This is a genomic window from Kluyvera sp. CHPC 1.251, from assembly GCF_036759945.1.
In the GTDB taxonomy this organism is placed as follows: domain Bacteria; phylum Pseudomonadota; class Gammaproteobacteria; order Enterobacterales; family Enterobacteriaceae; genus Kluyvera; species Kluyvera sichuanensis.
Window position 1 is genome coordinate 492,136 of the sequence record NZ_JAPKIC010000001.1, and the last position, 19,126, is coordinate 511,261.

Consider the following 19,126-nt stretch of genomic DNA (forward strand, 5'->3'; position numbering starts at 1 on the left):
GACAACAGATAGTTACCTCGCCATGCAATATAATATTCCTACATTGCTCACGTTGTTCCGCGTCGTCCTGATCCCGTTTTTCGTGCTGGCGTTCTACCTGCCGTTCACCTGGGCTCCCTTTGTGTGTGCGCTCATCTTCTTTATCGCAGCGGTAACCGACTGGTTTGATGGCTACCTGGCGCGTCGCTGGAACCAAAGTACCCGTTTCGGTGCCTTCCTCGATCCGGTGGCGGATAAAGTGATGGTAGCGATTGCGATGGTGCTGGTGGCCGAACACTACCACACCTGGTGGGTGACGCTGCCGGCAGCGACCATGATTGCTCGTGAAATTATCATCTCCGCGCTGCGCGAGTGGATGGCGGAGCTGGGCAAACGCAGCAGCGTAGCGGTCTCCTGGATTGGTAAAGTAAAAACCACCGCACAGATGGCAGCGCTGGTCTGGATGCTGTGGCGTCCAAATATCTGGGTTGAGTGGGCCGGGATCGCATTATTCATGGTTGCGGCAGTGCTGACGCTGTGGTCAATGCTGCAATATTTGAACGCGGCGCGCGGTGATTTGCTTCAAGAGTGATCGTTTCGGCGTAATTTTCAGCAAACGATTCAAAGTTGAGAAAATTACCGTTGACTCACCGCGTCAGATAAGTAGAATGCAACGCATCGAACGGCAGCACTGATTGCCAGACGATAGCAAAATCAAGTGGTTAGCAAATCAACTTGATAATGCGGGAATAGCTCAGTTGGTAGAGCACGACCTTGCCAAGGTCGGGGTCGCGAGTTCGAGTCTCGTTTCCCGCTCCAAATTAAAAGCATCGGCAATCGCGGGTGTTTAAGCATCAAGGGCGCGTTAGCAAAGCGGTTATGTAGCGGATTGCAAATCCGTCTAGTCCGGTTCGACTCCGGAACGCGCCTCCACTTTTTTCCCTGGCCGGATGGTGGAATCGGTAGACACAAGGGATTTAAAATCCCTCGGCGTTCGCGCTGTGTGGGTTCAAGTCCCACTCCGGCTACCATGGGAAACAAAAGAATAATCAAAGCAATAAGCAGTGTCGTGAAACCACCTACGGGTGGTTTTTTTGTTTTTGTCCTTTCTACTCTCTTTCATCTATCGCCTTATTTTTACTGCTTATTCTCCCCAGTGTTTTTAATTTTGTCTTGTCTGACGCGTTCTGGCTTTGGCGTTGCGAGTAGTATCGATCATGCCAATTGCATGGAGGTGCTGACGCTCGAGTTGATGCCGCTAACAGCGCTATTCTGCAGTGGGGATGAGATGGACAAAGTAGGTGTTAGTATGAAAAGGATGGTTAAATGTCAATAACAGAGTTAGATGCCAATTTTATCGAACGACTTAAAAATATTTCAATTGATAGCGAATCTGAGCTCAACTTTTTTGAACTGGGCGGCTCCGGATATCTTGAAAATCCAACGTCAGACTTAATGGCGCTTTTTATGGGGGCTCAGAAGACGGTTTCGCCATGGTTGCTCAAAGCATTGTTGTGCAACCTGGATACGACTCTTGATGTTGATGATATTGATTTCACTTCGCTGGAAGTTCAGAGAGAGGCTCAAACAGATGATGGAAAATATCTGGATATCCTGATAAAGCATGATGAATTCATTATCGGCATTGAGCATAAGGTGCGTGCTGATACGTATAACCCTTTCCCAAGCTATGTAAATCTTATTGAGAGCTATGGTGATAACAACCAACGCGTTTATCGATGCATATTGAAGCCCGATAACAACTACGCGAAAGGTGCGGAGGGTTGGCAACTTGTCAATTATTCAGAACTGTTAACAACCGCATTGCAGCGTTTAGGCGGTGAGTTAATGAACAATCCGCTCAGCAAGTGGACTGTCTTCTACCAAGAGTTTTTAAATCATCTTAAAAATTTAAGCGAGACTAGCATGGATAGCGTATCAGATAAAAATGTCGAGTTCGTTACTGAGAACTTCAGCTCATTAATTAAGTCGGTTCAATTGCTTGAGATGTATGAGAGCGCTATGACCGAAGAAGCAAAGCTCGTGGTATCAGAAGTCCTGCCAGATGCGCATATCGCCACCAGTATAAATAACTGGAGGGACTACTATAAAGCCATTCATCTTATGCCTGGATGCTGGGGGCAGGGGAAAACCGGTGTGACCCTGGTTTATCGTCCTTCTTCTAATGGGCAAGGCGAAGCTGAGTTTTATGTGAACGGTTGGATTCACTCCGATAATTACCCAGATATTAATGCGCTCAAAGAAGAAGTGAGGCTCGCGTTAAGCAACGGGAGTTTTATTCCAACGGCCAGCCCAGAAGATTACGACGTCTCAATCACGAGCAAGGGGCAGCTTCTTGAGTTGAGTTTCTGGGGTAAGACGCACAGTAAAAAGGATGCGATGATACTTCTGAAAGACATGACTGCGTGGGTAGATGAACGCATCAGGGCGTAGCGGCAGTACGTATTTAATAACCACCTGAATGCTCATATTTCTTAATTCTTGCGACAATATTGCTTCACAGCCAGAAACGATTGCCCGAAAACGATACCTCACTTTGAGGGCAATCATTCAACAGCTTATTCCTCTGATTCTCCCAACCCAAAATACCTGCAAAATGATACCATCCAGCGATAGTCTGATAATAACCCCACGACGGTGATGCAAAGATGATGGTTCCGCATGCAGTAGGGCAGCGTAAAGCATTATGGGATGCTTTTTGCCGCGATCAGAACATAATTGCAAATAGCGCGCCGCTCTTCGAATTGGACCACGAATCTGTCGTGCGCATTCGTCAGATAGGCAAAACCGCATCCAGGAGTATTCTCTCGCGAAGCCTATCGATGGAAGAGAAGGTTATCACCGAGACCAATATCCTCATCGATGATATTTCGAGCGCTCGTGAGCAGTTCGACGGACTTATTTATATGATGTTTACCCGCCAGAATGACGATGTGATGCCGCTCTATATCGGTAAAGCAGAGTCAAAAGGGCGCAGTAATCCGGTGTCCGCCAATATAAAAGATATCGCCCGGGTAAAAGACAAATTTGCCCGATGGGGAGATAACTACCAGTACCATATTGGCGACCTGAGCGCTTCTGTGCTGCCGGGACACGATGCTAAATACGTGACCTTAAAGTATCAGCACTGGGCTGAACGTCTCTTTGTTTCATATCCCTCGGAAAGGCCGCAGCTAAAACAGGATGTCTGGTTCTGGTGCAAAGCGTGGAATAAAAATGATGTCGGTATCTGGCCCGAGTTTGGCCCAACACGATTAACGTTCCTGGAATATCTTTTGATCGGCGTGGCAAGCTCGCTATTCCCTGACGTATTGCTTAACCGTGAAGGGCACAGCCGAAGCTAATTGCCCTATATCATGCTGGAGAGTCATGTACCCGGAAAGCCGAATCACGACGCTTAGGCGAACCCCTCAGGTCAAATCCTTCATAAACTCGTTGCGAAAGCGCGCAATCGGGTTTTTCTTGCGCGACCAGCCGGGCTGGAAATGCTGCCAGTGCGCATCGCTGGCGGTGGCCAGCAGCTCATAATCGCCGCGCGTATCTCCCCAGGCGCGGAGATGATAGCGGCTGAGCGGGCCATAAACCGCCTCAAGGCGATTGATTTTATGAATGCATCGGCAGTTATGGCCGACGATCCGCCCCGTCAGCACGCCGTCTTTGCTCTCAAGCTCGGTGCCTATCAGCTTAATCCCCAGTTTCTCAGCAAAAGGCCGCAGGACGATCATCGGCGAGGCGGAGCATAGCGTCACTTCGGCGCCGGATGCGCGTTCTGCTGCCACCGCCATGAGTCCGGCCGGGCGCATCAATTTTTTCCAGGTGCGCTGGCAGTAGGCTTCCGCTTTGTCCTGTACCCATTTTTCGTCACATCCTGCCAGGAAGGTGGTGATCAGCACTTCCTTAAGTTCATCGCGGGTCAATCGGCGGCGAAAGCATTGCACCGAAGGGATAACGAGACGCAGCATTTTACGGGCAAACCGGCGACGACCGAAGGCGAACTTCAGGAAGGGAATAAAGCTGTCGTGCCGGGTCAGGGTACCGTCAAAGTCAAAAACGGACAGGATCTGTTTATCGGCCTCGATTATCGTCATCATTTTTCTCGCACAGGTATGTATAGATAAAATGTTACCACTAGCCATAGTGGAAGCAAAATATGCCCCGTTTGTCTCTGCACGCCGTCTGCGCATCGCCTCACTCCCTTTGCACCATCAGGTAACATAAGCCGAACAATTTGCTACAAAAATGCACAAAGCGTGACTATTGCATTATTTATGTACTTTATTGTTAACGAGATGTGATCCCCGCCGTAATTTCACCGCGTCGAGGCAGAGGCTTGACCCGCGCACTCTATACTCAAAATTGTCAAATTCCAGGCAAGGGTGCGTAAAGTTGGCAACCATTTTGCTTAATGATTTGGCCTGAAAAGCGTAAGGAAACCTCGCCGTTATCAGCAGGATATTGTCAGGATGTCGTTGTTTGGTGCTCGCGCCAGTCGTTCGGCTTCACACCGTTATGCATAAACCTCTTTGCTAAGGTAGATAATAATGTCGCTGAAATTTATAAAAAGTCCGCTTTCTCTTGTTTTGGCAGGGTGTCTGGTGACGGCGTTTTCCGCCCAGGCCGATATCGTCATCGGTGTTGCGGGGCCATTCACGGGCCCTAACGCCACCTATGGCGATCAATACTGGCATGGCGCCACCCAGGCGGCAGCGGACATCAACGCTGCCGGTGGGATTAACGGCGAGAAAATTAAGCTGGTGCAGGGGGATGACGCCTGCGAACCTAAGCAGGCCGTGTCGGTAGCCAACCGACTGGTCGATCAGGACAAAGTCCAGGCCGTGGTCGGCCATTTCTGCTCCTCCTCCACCATGCCTGCCTCAGAGGTCTATAACGACGCTGGGGTGCTCGCTATTACCCCGGGCTCCACCAACCCACTCATTACCGAACGTGGGATGAACGACATGTTCCGTATGTGCGGCCGTGATGACCAGCAGGGCGGCGTCGCCAGCGATTTCATCATCGACAAGCTGAAGGCCAAGCGCGTGGTGATCATCCACGATAAAGACACCTACGGGCAGGGGCTGGCGGACGCCACCCGCGCCGCGCTAGCAAAACGTGGCGTCAAGGACGTGATGTACGAAGGTCTGTCTCGTGGGGAGAAAGACTTCAACGCCCTGGTGACCAAGATTGGGGCGCAGAAACCGGATGTAGTCTTCTTCGGCGGCTGTCACCCGGAAGCGGGCCCGCTGGTGCGCCAGATGCGTGAGCAGGGCGTACAGGCGAAATTCTTCTCTGGCGACTGTATCGTCAATGAAGAGATGGTCACCGCCGCGGGTGGGCCGCAGTACACCAAGGGCATCTATATGACCTTCGGTAAAGACCCTCGACTGATCCCGGACGGCAAGGCGGTCATCGAGAAATTCCGTGCCAACAAGTTTGAGCCAGAAGGCTACACCCTTTACTCCTACGCCTCTATTCAGGCGATTGCCGCGGCGTTCAAAGCCACCGGCGGCGCCGACTCCGCGAAAGCCAGCGCCTGGCTGAAAGCAAATCCGGTTGAGACGGTGATGGGCAAGAAAGCCTGGGATAGTAAAGGTGACCTGAAGGTCTCTGATTACGTGGTCTACCAGTGGGATGACCAGGGCAAGTACAAGGAAGTCGAGTAACGAGACGGAATCACGCTCAGCGCCGGTATGAGTCGATACCGGCGCTCAATAATAGATGACACAACACGAGCGAGCGATGATGGAGACATTCTTCCTGCAACAGTTAGTTAATGGATTGACGCTAGGTTCCGTCTACGGATTGATAGCCATTGGTTACACCATGGTCTACGGCATTATCGGTATGATTAACTTCGCCCACGGCGAAGTGTATATGATATCGGCCTATCTCTGCGCCATTGGTCTGGCGCTGCTCTCTTATTTCGGCCTGCACTCTTTTCCGCTGCTGATCCTCGGCACGCTGGTATTTACCATCGTGGTGACGGGAGTTTACGGCTGGACGATTGAGCGCATCGCCTATAAACCGCTGCGTAACTCCACGCGCCTGGCGCCGCTGATTTCCGCCATCGGCATGTCGTTAATCCTGCAAAACTACGCGCAAATCAGCCAGGGGCCGCGTCAACAGGGCGTGCCGACGATGCTTGACGGCGTGCTGCGTCTGCATATTGGCGAAGGCTTTGTGCAGATAACCTACACCAAAATCTTTATTCTGCTGGCCTCGTTTGCGGGCATGCTGCTGCTGACCTGGATAATCGGCCATACCCGCCTTGGGCGCATGTGTCGTGCCGTACAGCAGGACCGCAAAATGGCATCGATCCTCGGCATTAATACCGACCGGATTATCTCGCTGGTGTTCGTTATCGGCGCGGCGATGGCGGGGCTGGCGGGGGTGCTTATCACCATGAATTACGGCACCTTTGATTTCTACGCTGGGTTTATTATAGGCATTAAAGCCTTTACCGCTGCGGTGCTGGGGGGAATTGGTTCGCTGCCGGGGGCGATGCTCGGCGGGTTGCTGCTCGGGGTTGCTGAAGCGCAGTTCTCGGGGCTGGTGAACACCGACTATAAGGACGTCTTCTCCTTTGGTTTGCTGGTGGTCATTCTGATTTTCCGTCCACAAGGGCTGCTTGGCCGCCCGATTGTTGCCAAAGTGTAGGAGCCGAACATGACGCATTCAACGGCTATACACGACGGTTTTTCTCTCAAGCGCTGCGTGCTGGATACGATTTTTGCAGGCCTGGTGGCGCTGATTATCTTTGGCCCCATCGTGGGCGTCGTGCTGGATGGCTATAGCTTCAACTTTAACGGCCAGCGGCTGGTGTGGATTGTCGCGGCGGTGATGATAGGGCGTTTTGCCTTAAGCGCCCTGTCGATGACCGCTGTCGGCAGGCGCTTCAGCGCGCGGTTTGAAGGCGATAGTGCCGGGGTTTATGTTCGCTCGCCGGACTATAAAAGCAGCATGCGCTGGGTTATCCCGCTGATTCTGGCGCTGGCGGTCTGCTTCCCATTTGTGGCGACCAAATATGTGCTGACGGTGGCGATCCTCGGGCTTATCTACGTGCTGCTTGGCCTGGGGCTGAACATCGTGGTCGGGCTCGCGGGGCTGCTGGATCTCGGTTATGTCGCTTTCTACGCCATTGGCGCCTACGGGCTGGCGCTTGGGTATCAGTATCTGGGGCTAGGCTTCTGGTCGATGCTGCCGATTGCGGCGCTGATGGCCGCTGCCGCCGGCGCACTGCTCGGCTTCCCGGTGCTGCGGATGCACGGCGACTATCTGGCGATCGTGACGCTGGGGTTTGGCGAAATCATCCGCCTGGTGCTCAACAACTGGCTGAGCTTTACCGGCGGCCCGAACGGCGTATCGGCACCGCCGCCAACCTTCTTTGGCCTCGAGTTTGGTCGGCGGGCGAAAGAGGGGGGCGTGCCGTTCCACGAGTTTTTCCATCTCACCTACAACCCCAATATGAAATTTATCTTTATCTATGCGGTGCTGGTTCTGGTGGTGCTGCTGGTGCTTTACATTAAGCATCGTTTAACCCGCATGCCGATTGGCCGCGCCTGGGAAGCGCTGCGGGAAGATGAAATTGCCTGTCGTTCTATGGGGCTTAACCACGTGCTGGTGAAGCTGTCGGCGTTTACGCTTGGTGCCTCCACGGCGGGAATCGCCGGGGTATTCTTCGCAACCTATCAAGGGTTCGTCAACCCGACCTCGTTCACCTTCTTTGAGTCGGCGTTAATTCTTGCCATCGTGGTGCTGGGCGGCATGGGCTCGACCATTGGCGTGGTGCTGGCGGCATTTGTGCTCACCGTCACTCCGGAGCTGCTGCGTAGCTTTGCCGAATATCGCGTGCTGCTGTTTGGCGTGTTGATGGTGGTGATGATGATCTGGCGGCCGCGTGGCCTGATTCGTATTAACCGCAGCGGTTTTGCCGTGCGTAAAGGAGTTGCGCCATGAGCCAGGACGTGATTCTGAGCGTTGAGCATTTAATGATGCATTTTGGCGGTATTAAGGCGCTGAACGACGTCAACCTTGAGGTTAAGCGCGGGTCAATTACCGCGCTGATTGGCCCGAACGGTGCGGGAAAAACCACGGTGTTTAACTGCCTGACCGGCTTTTATAAAGCCTCCGGTGGCAACATTCTGTTCAATACCCGTAATAAAACCACCAACGTGATTCAAATCCTCGGGCAGAAATTCCAGCCCGGCGACTGGATAAATCCCGCGCAGTTCGGCCAGCGGCTGTTCTATAAAATGTTTGGCGGCACCCACCTGGTAAACCGGGCCGGACTGGCGCGAACGTTCCAGAATATCCGCCTGTTCCGCGAAATGTCGGTGATTGAAAACCTGCTGGTGGCGCAGCATATGCAGGTCAACCGCAACCTGATTGCCGGGGTGCTCAATACGCCAGCTTATCGCCGGGCCGAAAGCGACGCACTGGATCGCGCCTTCTACTGGCTGGAGGTGGTGGATCTGGTGGACTGCGCTAACCGGCTGGCGGGCGAGATGTCCTACGGCCAGCAGCGACGTCTCGAGATTGCCCGCGCCATGTGCACCGGGCCGGAGATGATCTGTCTTGATGAGCCGGCGGCGGGCCTGAACCCGGTGGAAACCCGGGCGCTAAGCAAGATTATCCGCTTCCTGCGTGAGCACCATGCGATCACGGTGCTGCTGATTGAACACGATATGGGGATGGTGATGGAGATATCGGACAACATTATCGTGCTCGACCACGGCGATGTGATTGCGCAGGGAAAGGCGGAGCAAATTCAGAACGATGAAAAGGTGATTGCCGCCTATCTGGGAACCAGCGAAGACGAGGTGAGCCTATGAGCGAGCCGATGCTGGAGTTTCGTGAGGTCGATGTTTTTTACGGCGTGATCCAGGCGCTTAAGCAGGTCTCCCTGCAGGTCAATAAAGGCGAAACGGTCTCGCTGATTGGCGCCAACGGGGCGGGAAAATCCACTCTGCTGATGTCAATTTTCGGCCAGCCGCGCATTCGCAGTGGGCAAATACTTTTTTGCGGTGACGATATCAGTCATAAATCGACCCACTACGTGGCCTCAGGCGGGATTGCCCAGGCGCCGGAAGGGCGACGAATCTTCCCCGATATGACCGTCGAAGAGAACCTGCTGATGGGCACCATCCCGGTGGGTACGCAGTATGCGGCAGAAGATCTGCAAACCATGTTCGATCTCTTTCCGCGCCTGAAGGAACGACGCAAGCAGCGGGCAATGACCATGTCCGGCGGTGAACAGCAGATGCTGGCGATTGCTCGCGCGCTGATGAGCCGCCCGAAACTGTTGCTGCTGGATGAACCGAGCCTCGGGCTCGCGCCGATCGTGGTCAAACAAATCTTCCAGACGCTGCGTGAGCTGGCGCGCAACGGCATGACCATTTTTCTCGTGGAGCAGAACGCGCACCATGCGCTAAAGCTTTCGGACCGCGGCTACGTGATGGTTAACGGTCAGATTCGCCTCAGCGGCAGCGGAGAAGAGTTGCTCGGTAATCAGGAGGTGCGTAAGGCGTATCTGGGCGGGGCGTAGCGTGCTATAACAGAGCATCTTTGGCTGCTGTATACGATAATCATGCCTACGCTCGAAACGTTTTTAACCTTCCTGGCCGCGCTGGCGCTGCTCGAAATCTCCCCCGGCCCTGACATGATGCTGACCATTGCGCGCGGCATCGGTCAGGGGCGGCGTATTGCGCTGCTCTGCGTACTGGGGAACGTCTTTATTGCCGGGGTTGTGCAGGTTTCGTTTCTGGTTCTCGGGCTGGTTACGGTGGTGCACGCCTGGCCGATGGCGCTGGATATTCTGCGCTGGGTCGGCGCGGCCTATCTTATCTGGCTCGGCATCAAGATGTTGGCCACCTCTGGCACCGATACCCGGCTCAAGCGTACGGTGCGCATTTCCGGCAAGCAGGCGCTGAAAGAGGGAGCCATCAATAGCCTGACTAACCCAAAATCGGTGCTGTTTATGTTCGCCTTCCTGCCGCAGTTTGTTGACCCAGCCGTCGGGCCAATCTGGCTTCAGTTGCTGATTTTTGGCGTTATTCAGAAGCTTGCCGGGATCTTCTCACTGGGTACCGTCGCGATGGCTTCCGGCAGCTTTGGCGAATGGTTAGGCAAACACCCGGGTTTCCTCAAGTGGCAGGAGCGCTTTACCGGGGTGGTGATGATTGGTCTTGGCCTGCGCATGCTGCTTGGCGGCAGCGCCATGTCGCCGGGGAAAGGGCAATGACGCTGGAGTTCAAGGTCAAACTCCTGCATCATTGCGCCTTAACTGATATGCCTCATCAACAACGATAGAGAAAGAGTATGAAAACGGGACCGTTAACCGAAAGCGAACTGGAATGGCTGGACGAAACAATTGCAAAGTATGCCACCGATGCGTCAATTATTGATGTGTCTGAACTAGACGGCATGCTGACGGCGATCCTGTCGTCTCCACTGGAGATTGAACCCGCCGAGTGGATGTTCGCCGTATGGGGCGGGGCCGACCACGTGCCACACTGGGCGACCGACCGCGAGCGTGACCGTTTCGTCAACCTGACGCTGCAGCATATGAGCGACATCGCCGACCGCCTGAACGACTACCCGGATCAGTTTGATCCGCTGTTTGGTACCCGCGAAGAAGAAGGCCAGGAGCTGACCATCGTTGAAGAGTGGTGCTATGGCTACCTGCGCGGCGCGGCGTTGACCGATTGGTCCGGCCTGCCGGAAGAGCTGCAGGCGGCGTTTGACTGCATTGCGCTGCACGGTGATGAAGAGAAAACGACGGCGCTGGGTGCCTTCACCGCCGAGCAGTATCTCGACAGCATCGATAGCATCAGCCCGGCCGCGCTGGCGCTGTTTGACTACTGGATGGACAATCCGAAAGAAGCACCGGTCAAACAACCGATTAAAAACGAGCAGAAGGTTGGGCGTAATGACCCCTGCCCGTGCGGCAGCGGTAAGAAATATAAGCAGTGCTGCGCAAAATAATGTTGTAGCCCGGACGAGGCGTTTACGCCGACTCCGGGTCATTCCCGGCGTCGCTTTGCTCGGCCGGGCAATGAAAACATTAGCCTACTGACGGTAATAGCCCCGTCGCAATCCCCGCCTGAATCAAAATCACCGCAATCCCACAGGCAAAGACCAGCCACAGCACCGGTTTGCCGCCCGCTACGCGATAGCCGCCTTCCGGGTGGTGTTTACGGCTTTGCATCGTCAGCAGTGACGGAATAATCAGCGCCAGAACCGCCAGCGCGACGCCAGCATAGCCGAGCGCCATCACGAACCCGCGCGGGTAAAACAGCGCGAAGGCCAGCGGCGGCAGGAAGGTGATGGCCCCGGTTTGCAGACGGCCACGTACGCTGTTTTTACGCTGGAACAGATCGGCCAGATAGTCAAACAGCCCTAACGCTACGCCGAGGAATGAGGTTGCCAGCGCCAGGTCGGCAAACAGGTGAACTGCCAGTTCGACGTGCGGCGAGGCCGCCACTTCACGGATTGCCAGCAGCAGGCCGTTCAGCCCGGAGTGCTGTTCCATCAGTGCGCTGAACACCGGCGAGTCGATGCTGCCGAGCGTGGCGAGCTGCCAGAACAGATAGGCAACCAGCGGGATAGCGCTGCCGATAACAAACACGCCGCGCAGTTTGCGAATATCGCCGTTCATATAGCTGACGATGCTCGGCACGCTGCCGTGGAAGCCGAAGGAGGTGAAAATCACCGGGATTGCCGAGAGCGCCAGACCTTGCTCTAGCGGCAGCGTCAGCAGGTTGATTTTGTGGATGTGCGGCAGCAGCAAGATCAGCATGACAATCAGAAAGATGATTTTGGCGCTGAACAGGAAACGGTTAAACAGATCGACCAGCGAAGTGCCAATACAAATCACCAGCCCGCCGACAGCGGTAAACAGCAGCACGCCAAGTGACGGCGGCATATCCATGCTGAACCACTGGCTCAGGCTGGAAGCCAACAGTTCGCCCGCGCCGCTGATGTAGGCCGCAGTTAGCGCATACATCAGGAACATCATGCTAAAACCGGTTGCCCACTGGCCGTAGCGGCCGAGGTAGCGTAGTGCCAGCGTCCCGAGACCGGTGTCGGCAGGTACGTGCTGGTAGACTTCGAGCAGCAGCAGGGCGGTATAGCACATCAGCGCCCATAGGCCTGCTAGCAGCAAGACGGTGACGCCAAAACCCACGCCCGCCGATGCTAACGGCATCGCCAACATTCCTGCGCCGATCGTGGTGCCGGCTACGATTAAAATACTCCCCAGGGTACGGTTCTTCACGCTTTCCTCTACTGCAGAACAAATTAACGACCAAAGATGCCGCGCAGAGTATGTGAAACCCGAAAGTTCGTCAAATCTGAATTACAGTGGGTGTACAGTATTATTTACGATTTAAGGCGGCGTGATAAAAGCTGCGCTAGCGCAAAACATGCAAAGTAAATGCAGTTTATGGTGGCATTTTTTACAGGAGGAATAATGGAATCCATTCACGGTCATGAAGTCCTGAATATGATGATTGATTCAGGTGAGCAGTACAGTATTGAAAGTCTGGAAGCGGCCATTCACGCACGCTTTGGCGAGCAGGCGCGTTTTCATACCTGTTCAGCGGAAAATATGAGTGCTGCCGAACTGGTCGCGTTTCTGCATAAGAAAGGGAAGTTTATTCCGCAGGAATCTGGCTTTACGACGACGGAAAGTAAAATCTGTCGCCATTAATCGGCAGCGGCGTGAAATACGCCGCTGCACGAACATTAATTTTGCGTATCGAGCGTGGCCAGCTCTTTATCAATAAAGTACAGGCCTTCACCGCTTTTACCCGCCAGCGTCAGCTTATCGATAACGGATTTAAACAGTTTCTCTTCTTCGTGCTGTTCAGCTACATACCACTGCAGGAAATTAAAGGTCGGATAGTCCTGATTGGTCATTGCGGCGTGAGCCAGTTCATTGATTTTACTGGTAATTAGCTGCTCATGTTCGTAGGTCACGCGGAACAGTTCGTCCAGTGACGCATATTCGGCAAACGGCGTCTGAATGGTGTTAATGCGCGGCAGGCTACCGGTATCGGTCAGGTAATCAAACAGGCGCTGCATATGGGTCATCTCTTCCTGAGCGTGGCGGCGTAAAAAGGCAGCAGCCCCTTCAAAACTATTGAAGCTACACCAGGCGCTCATCTGCTGGTACAGCAGAGAAGAATAGAGTTCGAGATTCATCTGTTCATTTAATTTCTCGATCATTGCCGCTTTAAGCATGTTTTCGCTCCTGGAAAAATACGTTACGAGTTAATTACAGCGGCACTATAAATTGTTATTAATTTATTTGCAAAAGGTAAATATAAAAACATTTATTTAATAATGCGAATGGGAATAAAACGCATTGGCATAAATATAACGGTTTATTATATTGTTATATTAACGCCGGAATACACCGGCGCGCATTTAATAATAGGCGGCGGAGGTGGGAACGTTGGCGATACCACGGCACTGATACTGCAAGGTAATGTGCTCGTTCAGGCACAGCGAACCGCTGGTGGTCGTACAGGTGGTGATGGGCTGGCCGTAGGAAAATGCGGTGGCATATCCTATCTGCTGGCAGGCTTTATTCGCCTCGGACTGGGCGAGATAGTTATCGGTTTTTGCATTCTGCAACATTGCCTGCCCATAGGTCAGACGGACGATGCCGCTGTTGGCGTCCACCTGGCTTACGCTCGCCGCACGGGGTACGGTACAGGCCGTCAGAGCCAGGAGGGCGGGAATAAGAATGAGGCTTTTCATCAATTCGCTCTGCGCAATAATCGTGATCTCATTGTAGCCGTCGTCCCTGCCCCCAATCCTTTGAATAGCCGCTATAACCTGGGGTTAATCCTCTTGTGACTCATAAATCGCCTTAAACTGCGGGTGCAATTCGCAGAACAGAGACACCAGCGTTGGGTCAAAATGACTGCCGGCGCTGCTGACGATAATTTCGTAGGCGCTTTCATGAGAAAAACTCGGCTTATAAACGCGCTTTTGCCGCAGGGCATCGTAGACGTCGGCCAGTGCCAGAATACGAGCTTCCAGCGGAATCTCCTCTCCGGCTAAGCCTTCGGGATAGCCGGTGCCGTCCCATTTTTCGTGGTGATAGTGAATCAGGTTTTCTGCCACCGATCCCAGCACCAGCCCCTGGACTATTCGCCAGCCTTTAATTGCGTGCTGTTGGATCTGTTTAAACTCATCGTCGGTCAATTTGCCTTTTTTTCGCAGAATATGTTCAGGCACGGCAATTTTGCCAATATCGTGCAGGGAAGCGAAGGTCTCTATATCGCGGATATGCTTCGGCGGTAGCTTGAGCGCGCCTGCCAGCAGACTGCAATAGGCTGCTACCCGGCGAATATGGCACCCGGTCTCATCATCATGGACGTGGTTAATTTTCTCCATCGCTTCAACAATGCTGCGGTTAATTGCCCGGTTCTTATTCATATGCCGCCACATCATCAGCATCAGGCTAAGAATAAAGAACAGCAGGGCCAGCAACCCGGCGCTGATAATCTGTAATGCGTTTTTGCTCAGCGAGGTGGATGCCGCGACGTTGGTCGGCGGCGTGAGTTGGTGGCGATAGCTGGAGATCAGGTGCACCTGAGTGAGCAGGGCGTATAACGGGTGAGTAAGATTGACCCAGGTACCAATCTGGTAGCTGGAATGGGTTAGCCCGGCAACCTTCAGCGCGCCACGAAACAGATCGCTACCGCGCAGCGCCTGCTCCAGCGAACTGAGGTCGCCAAGGATAAAGTCGATATGGTTGCTATCAATGGCATCAAGCAGTTCATCGATCGACGCTCGGGCAATCAGGGTGACATCGGTGCCGAACCGTTGACGCAGATAGTAGGCGGCAAACGAGCCACGAATCACCCCCACGCGCTGATGGCGAACCTGCTCTTCATCAAGAATAAAGGGAGCGCCAGCCTTGTTGTAATAGGCGTTGTACCAGTTCACCAGCGGGCCAACTAACCCCTCCATCTGCGCGCCGTCGCGCACATCAATAATATCGGCAAGGTGGATAGGCCAGTCTTCATTTTTCATCCTGATCATGTAGTTATCAACAAATTGTACATCGACGTTGATGTTCAGCAGGTCGCGTAAGTCGTTCACCATACTGATCGCGCTGCCGTGATAACCCTGGTTGTCTTTCCAGATGATGGGCGCGAAGTTTTCATTCTTTGGCAGCCACAGGGTGAGCCGGTTTTCCTGCAGCCAACTGCGCTCTTCAGGCGTGATGGTGAGAAAATGACGGAAGTACTCAAGCTGGCTTTGTTCCTCCAGCGCCTGCAGTTTTCCGCTTTGCAGCCATTCGTTGATTAACTGGTTGATGTTGTCGCGCAGCGAAATCAGCTCCGGGCTGATGCCAAATGAGGCGGTAATGCGCAGCGAGTCAAATGGGCGGGATAGGGTAAAGTAAAACTGTGGACTACCGATTTCACGATCTTCATTAATATAGAAATCCGCACCGCCGCTGCGCAGGATCTGCAGGGCCTCTTTACTGCTGTCGACTTCAATAATCTGTTGGAACTGCAATGCCGGATAGGTTTCTCTCACCAGCGCCTGTGTAGGGTCGCTACGGCGAAAAATGACCCGTGTATTATTGATGTCAGTGATGGATTTGGCCTGGCGAGTGATGCTGGCGGCGACGATCGAGTTTTCAAGCAGGCGGGTCGATAGAATCGTGTTTTTCAGATGGTCTTTGGTTTGCAACACGCTGGCATAGAGGCCATAGTCATGGTGGTTAAAGCGTTGCTCAAAGGTGGTGCCATCGATGGGACGCAGCGTCAGGTTATAGCCGTAACGCGCATTAATGGCGTGCAGTAGTTCCGGGTAGAAGCCCTGAAATTGCCCGCGCGCGTCGCGCCAGAACTCGAAACTATCGGCATCGAGTATCCATACGGGGATAGGGGCCGCAGCCCGGGTCTTTTGCGGCGGAGCCGCAAGGGCATGGGGCAGGCAAATTAGCAGCAGGGTCAGTAGAACAAGGAGACCCAGCGCGTGTCGAAGTCCTCGGCAGTCCTGTGTCACAAATCAGTTCCTTTGTAGTGACGATTTCATCCATTGAAACGCTGACAAACAGCAGGGGCTTTCTGCCCATTAACCCAGTGTAGTCGACCATTCGGCCAGGTGATAGTAAATAAGTAATGGTTTATGTAAGGTTTTATCTGCGGCACCTGGACAAAAATGTGACCTCATCGGTAAAAATCAAAACAACTTTTCATAAAATTTGAAAGTGTGTTTGCCTGGTAGTAAGGTGAATAGACTAATCGAACGACTGCGGGTAAGCCGCTTAGCTTTCAGGAGAGGAAAGAATGAAAATTGCACTGATGATGGAAAATAGCCAGGCCAGCAAAAACGCGACTATTCATCATGAGTTAAAAGCCGTTGCCGATGAAAAAGGCTTCCCGGTCTATAACGTGGGTATGAGCGATGAGAACGATCATCACCTGACCTATATCCACCTGGGTATTATGGCCAGCATCCTGCTGAACTCCAAAGCGGTAGATTTCGTGGTGACCGGCTGCGGTACCGGCCAGGGCGCGATGATGTCTCTGAACATTCACCCAGGAGTGGTCTGCGGTTACTGCCTGGATCCAGCAGATGCCTTCCTGTTTGCTCAGATCAACAACGGTAACGCGCTGTCTCTGGCTTTCGCTAAAGGCTACGGCTGGGGCGCAGAGCTGAACGTCCGCTACATGTTCGAAAAAGCGTTCACCGGCCGTAACGGCGAAGGTTACCCACCAGAGCGTAAAGAGCCACAGGTGCGTAACGCCGGTATCCTGAACCAGGTTAAAGCTGCGGTAGTGAAAGAAAACTATCTGGACACCCTGCGCGCTATCGACCCTGCGCTGGTGAAAACCGCCGTTTCCGGTCAGCGTTTCCAGGAATGCTTCTTTGAAAACTGCCAGAACAAAGAGATTGAAGCCTTTGTTCGCGAGATGCTGGCATAAGCCTGACGCTCAGCGGTTAAATAAAAACCCACGCCATGGCGTGGGTTTTTTGTTTGTGTCACTTATTGCTTCACTTTCTTCGACACCGCGCTGCCCGCATCCCGCGTTAAGTGCAGCGTATCAATCATTCCCACCAGACAGATAAGCGCGATAAAGATGAACGCCAGCCGGAAGCTGATACCCGGCACGTCGCTAAGGCTGAGCACGGCGCTAATCTTCTCTCCTAACCGTATGCCGATGGCCCCAAGCGTGATGCCAAGGCCGATAGCCAGTTGGCTAGCCGTACTGAACAGCGTATTGGCGTAGCTCATCTGGGCGGACGGCACATCGGCAAAGGCCAGGGTGCTGACGCCGGTGAACTGAATCGAACGGAAGACGCCGCCGAGATACAGCACCAGCATAATGACCCACACCGGCGTTTGCGGGGTTAAAAAGGCGCAGGCGACCAGCGCAATCACGTTCAGCGCGCCGTTGAGTAGCAGCAGGCGACGGAAGCCCAGCTTACGGATAAGCGGCGTGGTGGCCGGCTTAATCGTCAGGTTACCGACGAACACCGCCAGCACCAGCAGGCCGGAATGGAAGGGATCCATACCAAAGCCGACCTGGAACAGCAGCGGCAGCAGGAACGGCACGGCGCTGATGGAGGCGCGGAACAGCGAGCCGCCGTACATGGTCACCCGGAACGTGGGCACCTGCAGCGCATCCATGCGGATCATCGGTGACGGGCTGCGGCGGAAATGGCGCAGGGCGTAATAGAAGGTGGCGGCACCAATAACCAGCAGCGCGATGATTAATCCGCCCTGCATTTTTTCCGCTCCCAGCAGCTCCATGGCATACACCAGGCTCACCATCGAGACTGAGGTCGCCACAAAGCCCGGCAGATCGAAAGGCCGACGTTCGTCATCGCGAATGTTGGGGATGATACGCAGCGCCAGCAGAATTGCGATGATGCCGAGCGGCACGTTAATAAAGAAGATCCAGCGCCAGTCGGCGACCTTGGTGATAAACCCGCCCAGCGGTGGCCCGATGATCGGCGCGATGAGTGCGGGCCAGGTCAGGGTGGCGATGGCGGTAATCAGCAGATGCTTAGGCGTGGTGCGCAGGACCGCAAGTCGCCCGACCGGCACCATGAGCGCGCCGCCGACGCCTTGCAAAATGCGCATTGCCACAAAACTATGGGCGCTGGTCGCCAGACCGCAGAAGACGGAGGAGACGGTGAAGATCGCCAACGCCAGACTGAAGATCGTTCGAGCACCGAAGCGATCGGCAATCCAGCCGCTGGCAGGGATAAGCACGGCGAGGGTGATCAGGTAGGCGCTGATGCCGATGTTCAGGTCAACGGCTTCTACGCCAAAAGTTTTCGCCATATCAGGAAGGGCGGTGGCAATCACCGTGCCATCCAGGAACTCCATAAAGAATGCACCGGCCACAAGCAGCGCAGCAGGGGATACCCCGCGGCTCGCCTGGGCCTGGAGAGGCTCACTCATTGTTGTTTTACCCTATCAAAATAATTTTTAAAATTTATAGCTTTTGTAGATTTGGTAAGTGGTAGATTTTTATAACAAATTTTTTATAAATTTAACGCAATCGATAAAAATAGCGTGACTCAACTCTCAAAACGGTTGATTTTTGTGATGGTGGTCATATTATGTGCGTAAAGACAATAACACCTGCATAACAAACCGGAGCATCAACATGAAACAGCGCATGCGTAAAATCCTCAAAAGCATGTTTGAGAACTACTGCAAAACTTTCAAAGACGTACCGCCAGGCGCTATGTTCTGATAAAAAAAACCTGCCACGGCAGGTTTTTTTATCTTCTGCGAAAGTAGGTTACTATTACGCTCCGCAAAATAGGAGCAAAAAATGTCTCAGAACCTGACCCCGAATGATGAACTGGTATCCGATGTCGTGGCCTGCCAGCTCGTTATCAAACAGATCCTCGACGTTATTGACGTTATCGCCCCGGTTGAAGTCCGTGAAAAAATGGCGAGCCAGCTGAAAACCATCGATTTTACCACCCATCCGGCAGGGGCCGACCCGGTGACGATGCGTGCAATTCAGAAAGCGATTGCGCTGATTGAGCTGAAGTTTACGCCGCAGGACGCAACGCACTAATACGCGGTGAGGTATCAGGGCAGAGCGCCCTGAATACGCCTGAAATAAGG

At 53.6% G+C, this 19,126-nt stretch carries 20 protein-coding genes and 3 tRNA genes; 17 read left to right on the forward strand and 6 right to left on the reverse strand.

All coding sequences use genetic code 11. The features are described 5' to 3' along the window. The first annotated feature begins 22 nt into the window (after positions 1 to 22). The 6 genes from pgsA (at position 23) to V6940_RS02235 (ending at position 3,344) form a co-directional block, all read left to right on the forward strand. The gene (gene pgsA / locus V6940_RS02210; RefSeq protein ID WP_185669406.1) at positions 23 to 571 is read left to right on the forward strand and encodes a CDP-diacylglycerol--glycerol-3-phosphate 3-phosphatidyltransferase; all 549 of its coding nucleotides are present in this window, start codon (positions 23 to 25) and stop codon (positions 569 to 571) included. A gap of 151 nt (positions 572 to 722) precedes the next feature. Next, positions 723 to 798, forward strand: a tRNA-Gly gene (locus V6940_RS02215). 40 nt (positions 799 to 838) lie between these two features. Then, positions 839 to 912, forward strand: a tRNA-Cys gene (locus V6940_RS02220). Between the two features lie 11 nt (positions 913 to 923). Beyond that, positions 924 to 1,010: transfer RNA gene (locus V6940_RS02225), tRNA-Leu, on the forward strand. A 295-nt stretch (positions 1,011 to 1,305) separates the two neighbouring features. Then, positions 1,306 to 2,433 (forward strand): PD-(D/E)XK nuclease family protein, encoded by a 1,128-nt coding sequence (locus V6940_RS02230; protein WP_333494672.1) that lies wholly within the window; start codon positions 1,306 to 1,308, stop codon positions 2,431 to 2,433. Between the two features lie 215 nt (positions 2,434 to 2,648). Continuing rightward, positions 2,649 to 3,344 carry a hypothetical protein gene (locus V6940_RS02235; RefSeq protein ID WP_333494673.1) on the forward strand — a complete coding sequence of 232 codons (696 nt, stop codon included), beginning with the start codon at positions 2,649 to 2,651 and terminating at the stop codon, positions 3,342 to 3,344. A gap of 66 nt (positions 3,345 to 3,410) precedes the next feature. On the opposite strand, the gene V6940_RS02240 is transcribed toward V6940_RS02235, so the two are convergent. Continuing rightward, complete coding sequence (locus V6940_RS02240) at positions 3,411 to 4,088, reverse strand: HAD family hydrolase (RefSeq protein WP_333494997.1); 678 nt, start codon at positions 4,086 to 4,088, stop codon at positions 3,411 to 3,413. A gap of 453 nt (positions 4,089 to 4,541) precedes the next feature. On the opposite strand from V6940_RS02240, the gene V6940_RS02245 reads away from it, so the two are divergent. From V6940_RS02245 to V6940_RS02275, 7 genes are all read left to right on the forward strand, one after another. After that, complete coding sequence (locus V6940_RS02245; protein WP_185669409.1) at positions 4,542 to 5,663, forward strand: branched-chain amino acid ABC transporter substrate-binding protein; 1,122 nt, start codon at positions 4,542 to 4,544, stop codon at positions 5,661 to 5,663. Between the two features lie 79 nt (positions 5,664 to 5,742). Continuing rightward, the gene (locus tag V6940_RS02250; RefSeq protein WP_123652222.1) at positions 5,743 to 6,657 is read left to right on the forward strand and encodes an ABC transporter permease subunit; all 915 of its coding nucleotides are present in this window, start codon (positions 5,743 to 5,745) and stop codon (positions 6,655 to 6,657) included. A 9-nt stretch (positions 6,658 to 6,666) separates the two neighbouring features. Beyond that, on the forward strand, positions 6,667 to 7,956 hold the full coding sequence (livM, locus tag V6940_RS02255; protein ID WP_333494674.1) for a high-affinity branched-chain amino acid ABC transporter permease LivM: 1,290 nt from the start codon (positions 6,667 to 6,669) through the stop codon (positions 7,954 to 7,956). Next, entirely contained in the window at positions 7,953 to 8,831 is an 879-nt protein-coding gene (locus V6940_RS02260; RefSeq protein ID WP_333494675.1) for an ABC transporter ATP-binding protein, read from the forward strand. Before livM ends, V6940_RS02260 begins: the two co-directional genes overlap by 4 nt. Further along, positions 8,828 to 9,544 carry an ABC transporter ATP-binding protein gene (locus V6940_RS02265; protein WP_333494676.1) on the forward strand — a complete coding sequence of 239 codons (717 nt, stop codon included), beginning with the start codon at positions 8,828 to 8,830 and terminating at the stop codon, positions 9,542 to 9,544. Before V6940_RS02260 ends, V6940_RS02265 begins: the two co-directional genes overlap by 4 nt. Before the next feature lie 42 nt (positions 9,545 to 9,586). Then, positions 9,587 to 10,240, forward strand: coding sequence for a LysE family translocator (locus V6940_RS02270; RefSeq protein WP_333494677.1), 654 nt, complete (start codon positions 9,587 to 9,589; stop codon positions 10,238 to 10,240). A gap of 77 nt (positions 10,241 to 10,317) precedes the next feature. Continuing rightward, positions 10,318 to 10,983, forward strand: a complete 666-nt coding sequence (locus V6940_RS02275) for a YecA/YgfB family protein (RefSeq protein WP_220439290.1) — start codon at positions 10,318 to 10,320, stop codon at positions 10,981 to 10,983. A gap of 79 nt (positions 10,984 to 11,062) precedes the next feature. On the opposite strand, the gene tyrP is transcribed toward V6940_RS02275, so the two are convergent. After that, positions 11,063 to 12,274 carry a tyrosine transporter TyrP gene (gene tyrP / locus V6940_RS02280; RefSeq protein ID WP_333494678.1) on the reverse strand — a complete coding sequence of 404 codons (1,212 nt, stop codon included), beginning with the start codon at positions 12,272 to 12,274 and terminating at the stop codon, positions 11,063 to 11,065. Positions 12,275 to 12,469: 195 nt separating this feature from the next. On the opposite strand from tyrP, the gene V6940_RS02285 reads away from it, so the two are divergent. Further along, the gene (locus V6940_RS02285) at positions 12,470 to 12,709 is read left to right on the forward strand and encodes a YecH family metal-binding protein (protein WP_333494679.1); all 240 of its coding nucleotides are present in this window, start codon (positions 12,470 to 12,472) and stop codon (positions 12,707 to 12,709) included. A 35-nt stretch (positions 12,710 to 12,744) separates the two neighbouring features. Here V6940_RS02285 and ftnA read toward each other — a convergent pair whose 3' ends face one another. From ftnA to V6940_RS02300, 3 genes are all read right to left on the reverse strand, one after another. After that, positions 12,745 to 13,242 (reverse strand): non-heme ferritin, encoded by a 498-nt coding sequence (gene ftnA, locus V6940_RS02290; protein WP_220439287.1) that lies wholly within the window; start codon positions 13,240 to 13,242, stop codon positions 12,745 to 12,747. A gap of 186 nt (positions 13,243 to 13,428) precedes the next feature. After that, complete coding sequence (gene yecR / locus V6940_RS02295; RefSeq protein ID WP_185669419.1) at positions 13,429 to 13,764, reverse strand: YecR family lipoprotein; 336 nt, start codon at positions 13,762 to 13,764, stop codon at positions 13,429 to 13,431. Between the two features lie 84 nt (positions 13,765 to 13,848). Further along, entirely contained in the window at positions 13,849 to 16,035 is a 2,187-nt protein-coding gene (locus V6940_RS02300) for an HD domain-containing phosphohydrolase (RefSeq protein WP_333494680.1), read from the reverse strand. A 284-nt stretch (positions 16,036 to 16,319) separates the two neighbouring features. Here V6940_RS02300 and V6940_RS02305 point away from each other — a divergent pair, with 284 nt between their 5' ends. After that, entirely contained in the window at positions 16,320 to 16,958 is a 639-nt protein-coding gene (locus V6940_RS02305; protein WP_185669421.1) for an RpiB/LacA/LacB family sugar-phosphate isomerase, read from the forward strand. 62 nt (positions 16,959 to 17,020) lie between these two features. On the opposite strand, the gene V6940_RS02310 is transcribed toward V6940_RS02305, so the two are convergent. Then, the gene (locus V6940_RS02310; protein ID WP_333494681.1) at positions 17,021 to 18,445 is read right to left on the reverse strand and encodes an MFS transporter; all 1,425 of its coding nucleotides are present in this window, start codon (positions 18,443 to 18,445) and stop codon (positions 17,021 to 17,023) included. Between the two features lie 208 nt (positions 18,446 to 18,653). Here V6940_RS02310 and azuC point away from each other — a divergent pair, with 208 nt between their 5' ends. Then, positions 18,654 to 18,743, forward strand: coding sequence for a stress response protein AzuC (gene azuC, locus V6940_RS02315; RefSeq protein ID WP_015963980.1), 90 nt, complete (start codon positions 18,654 to 18,656; stop codon positions 18,741 to 18,743). 81 nt (positions 18,744 to 18,824) lie between these two features. After that, a complete protein-coding gene (locus V6940_RS02320; protein WP_185669423.1) occupies positions 18,825 to 19,076 on the forward strand; it encodes a DUF2766 family protein in 252 nt (83 codons plus the stop codon). The last annotated feature ends 50 nt before the right edge of the window (positions 19,077 to 19,126 follow it).